5 protein-coding genes are annotated in these 4,055 nt (G+C 29.7%); 3 read left to right on the top strand and 2 right to left on the bottom strand.

The window, feature by feature from the left end:
* The first annotated feature begins 164 nt into the window (after nt 1-164).
* Complete coding sequence (locus Q0649_RS20505; RefSeq protein WP_298846250.1) at nt 165-350, top strand: DUF1858 domain-containing protein; 186 nt, start codon at nt 165-167, stop codon at nt 348-350.
* Between the two features lie 39 nt (nt 351-389).
* Here the strand turns inward: Q0649_RS20505 and Q0649_RS20500 are convergent, their stop codons facing one another.
* Nucleotides 390-983 (bottom strand): ECF transporter S component, encoded by a 594-nt coding sequence (locus Q0649_RS20500; RefSeq protein WP_298846247.1) that lies wholly within the window; start codon nt 981-983, stop codon nt 390-392.
* Between the two features lie 243 nt (nt 984-1,226).
* On the opposite strand from Q0649_RS20500, the gene Q0649_RS20495 reads away from it, so the two are divergent.
* Nucleotides 1,227-1,976 carry an acyl-[acyl-carrier-protein] thioesterase gene (locus tag Q0649_RS20495; RefSeq protein ID WP_298846245.1) on the top strand — a complete coding sequence of 250 codons (750 nt, stop codon included), beginning with the start codon at nt 1,227-1,229 and terminating at the stop codon, nt 1,974-1,976.
* A gap of 69 nt (nt 1,977-2,045) precedes the next feature.
* Complete coding sequence (locus Q0649_RS20490; RefSeq protein WP_298846242.1) at nt 2,046-2,228, top strand: hypothetical protein; 183 nt, start codon at nt 2,046-2,048, stop codon at nt 2,226-2,228.
* A 252-nt stretch (nt 2,229-2,480) separates the two neighbouring features.
* Here Q0649_RS20490 and Q0649_RS20485 read toward each other — a convergent pair whose 3' ends face one another.
* Entirely contained in the window at nt 2,481-3,710 is a 1,230-nt protein-coding gene (locus Q0649_RS20485) for an NAD(P)/FAD-dependent oxidoreductase (RefSeq protein WP_298846239.1), read from the bottom strand.
* Nucleotides 3,711-4,055 lie beyond the last annotated feature (345 nt).

Genomic DNA, 4,055 nt, shown 5'->3' with positions numbered 1-4,055 from the left:
AGGTATACAAATTGGTACTAAAGATTAAAAAAGTGCGTACTAGTAAAGTTTAAGTATATAGAATACAATGAGAATGAGAATTAAAGTTAGAAAATATTTTTATTTATTAGCTAATCAAATTCTGATATAATTATTTAAAACTAAAATAAAGCGAGGTATATAATATGACAATAACTAAGGATATGACAATAGGCGAAGTTGTAAGACAAAAACCAGAATCAGTTCAAGTATTAATGAACTTTGGAATGGGTTGCGTTGGATGTCCTTCAGCACAAGCTGAGACATTAGAAGAAGCATCAATGGTTCATGGTCTTAATTTAGAAGAATTAATGACTGCAATAAACGCATAAAAAATAAGACACTTAGCAAATGCTAAGTGTCTTATTTTTTTAACTTCTTCTTATTTTTTTTATGGCCAATATAACCGGAATGGTAATCACAGTGGCTATGATAGCTTCTGGAACACCGTTTATTATAGCAATGCCATAAATAGTTTTTGCAGCAATAGAAGGATCTATACCCTTAGAAACGGCAAATTTAGCTGCGTACAAAACATATACCATCGTTAGAACCCCAAATGTGTTAGTTAAAGACCCTATTACGGTCGCAAGTCCAATTCTTAGGTTTTCATTTTTACCAATGCTTAGTTTATAAACATAGTACGAAGTAAAACCAATAAGAACCCTTGGCAATACTGATACTAAAGGATTTATAAAAGCAAAAGATAGTATATTTGGAGCAGTTATGTTTTGTATAATACTAAAAATGCCAAATATTAAACCAATGGTCATTCCAACTATAGGTCCACCTATTATTGAACCTATAATAACAGGAATATGCATTATAGTAGCTTTGGCACCAGGAAGTGGAATAAAACCATATCCAGTTAAACCAAGTACTACACAAACAGCTGATAGCATACCAATGGTTGTAAGTTCACTTGTTTTTATTTTTCTGAGTTTAATAGAGTTATTATTAATCATGTGTTCCCCCCGCTCTTATTCCATAAGGATATAAGTCGATTTATTCATAATCCTTATTTATAGTTCAGTTTCACAATGAATACTGACAACAATATTTTATCACTTATTTTGCAATAATTACATAGATAAATAAAAATTTATCAAAGTTTATACTAATATTAATTTATTATTGAATATTTAAGTAGTTTAGTTTGATATAATTTAAGTATAATAAAAGTAGTAATAAAAAATAGGGGTGATATGATGAGTAAAATTCCAGTAGTTACTGGCAGAGAATATAACATTCATTATTATGAAGTAGATATACATAAAAGAGTTCTAATTACAAGTATAATGAATTATTTAGGAGATATGGCAATGTACCAAAGTGAAACTTTAGGAGTCGGAATAGACTACCTTAAAGAGAACAAAATGGCTTGGGTCTTATATAAATGGGACATAACAATGTTGTCTTACCCTATTTTAAACGAAACTATAAGGCTTGAGACCTATGCACATTCATTTAAAAAGTTTTATGCAGACAGAAAATATGATATATTTGATTATAGAGGAAATAAAATTGGTCATGCCGATTCAGTTTGGATTTTAATAAATACAGAGACAAGAAGACCAATAAGAGTTACAAAAGATTTGTATGAAGTTTATGGAATAGAGAATAGTACGAGTACACTAAAAAACATTGAGAATATATTATCAATAAATGAAGTGGACAGTGAGAAAAGTTTCCAAGTAAGATATAGCGATATTGATACAAATATGCATGTAAACAATGTTAAATATGCAGCTTGGGCGATAGAAACAATACCAGAGGATATAATATTAAATAAAAAACTTAGAAATATTAAGGTAACTTACACAAAGGAAACAAAATATGGAGAAATAATAAAAGTAAGCACGCAGGTTATAAAAGAAGTTGATAAAACGATATGTAGACACAGAATAGTAAATGAAGATGGGGTTGAGCTAACTCTTTTGGAAAGTATCTGGGTATAGTAACTAAAATTGCTTTTTTCTTAGAATATAATATAACGAAGGTATATATTGATTGAGAAGGTAAAATAAATGAAAATTATTAAGGTAAAGTGGATTATAACAATTATTGGTATTATGATGATAGTATTTAGCTTAATACATTATGGAACATTCAATATAATTGTTGGTGTATTATGTTTAGTTCTAGTTTTAATATTTATGATATGGCGTTATTCTGATAAGTCTGTAAACAAACATGAAAATAAAAAATAACGTATTGAGATGCTTAAAATTGTTTTTCTTATATTATGATAACAAAAGGATAGATTGCGTAGGATTCAATTGAACAAACCATAGTAATTCTTAATTTATTTTATTTGCAGATGCGTGAAGAAAATCACATGTTTGAGCGAAAGCGAGTTTGTGATTTTTAGCAGATGTAAATAATATAAATTTTAGAATTACATGGTGAAGTGAAAGAAATCTGAGCAATCTATCCTTTTCATTAGTAATATATAAGAAAATTTATTTGGAAGCATTTCTCCCTGCAATAGCACCAGAACTCCATGCCCATTGTAGGTTAAAACCACCGCAATCTCCATCAACATCAAGTATTTCACCTGCAAAAAACAAGTTTTTTATAATATTAGATTCTAGAGTTTGAGGATTAATTTCTTTTGTATTAATACCTCCTGCAGTAACTTGAGCATTTGAAAAAGAATTAGTACCTGATACTTCAAATTGCCATTGTTTAAGCAAATCATAAATAGCTTCTTTTTCTATTAGGGATAAATCTCGGCAAGGTTTATGCATATCTTCTATGTTTGCCTCTTTTAAAATTATTGGAATAAGTTTCTTGTGAATTATGCCAATAAATGAATCGCAAATCGAGCGACTTTCAAATAATGACCAATGTTTTTTTAGAAATTTTGGTAGATTTTCAAGGCTAATATTTGGCAACATGTCAATTTTTAAAGAAACTTTATTATTTTTAGATAATCCATAAGCTGCAGTTCTGCTAAGTTGAAGTATTGGAGGGCCAGAAATGCCATAGTCGGTAAAAAGTATCTCTCCAAATTCCTCCTGAATACATTTTCCATTAATAAATATATTGGCATAACCATCAAATTTTACACCAGATAAAGCCTTTAGTCTATTATAGTTTAACTTAAGCTGTACAAGGGAAGGGACTGGCGATATTATACTATGACCTAATTGTTTAGCTAGTGTATATCCGGAGCCGTCAGAACCTGTTTTAGGTGCAGATTTACCACCGGTTGAAATGATCAACTTAGTACACTCATATGTGGTGTTATCTGAGCTATGTATTTTAAAACCCTTGCCCTTTTTAAAAATTTCTTTGACTTTAGTATTTGTATACACCGGAATATTTTTTTCTTCTAGGGTAAAACGAAGAATATCAATTACTGATGAAGCTTGCATAGACATCGGAAACATTTTACCACCATCTGTTGTGACTAAAGGCAGCCCTAAAGAGTAAAAAAAATTCATAGTATCCTTTATGGTAAAAGAATCTAGTATGTTCCCTGCGAAACAGGGATTATCGCTATGGTATCTTTTAATATCTATATTTGAATTACTAATATTACATCTGCCATTTCCTGTAGTTAATATTTTTTTACCTATTCTGTCGGTACCTTCAATTACTGCAACATCTATTCCAAGGTCCTTTGCGATTATTGCAGAGGTTAAACCAGCAGCGCCTCCGCCAATTATTATAAGAGAATGTTTCAAAAAAATCTCTCCCTTCAAAAAAATATATTTGTAATAAAAAAATCTTCATTATAATTTTACCCTAAAATGAGTATATTGAACATGGATTTTTATATTAAGGGGCAATAAAAAGTAAATTTATTATATAAATAAACTTAGTATATTTGTACATTTAATAAAAAAAAAACAAAAAAACAGAAAAATATCTTGACACTTAGTGAAAAATTATGTATTATAGTATATGTCGGGTTGTGAGGTCGGGAAGCGATGTTTACAAAAACACAAGAAAATTAAAGTGACGAATTATATATGGCTCCTTGGTCAAGCGGTTAAGACACCACCCTTTCACGGTGGTAACAGGGGTTC

It is taken from the genome of uncultured Clostridium sp., assembly GCF_937920395.1.
GTDB lineage: Bacteria > Bacillota > Clostridia > Clostridiales > Clostridiaceae > Clostridium_AD.
Note: the sequence above shows the minus strand (reverse complement) of the source record. Positions and strands in the feature narration are given on the sequence as shown.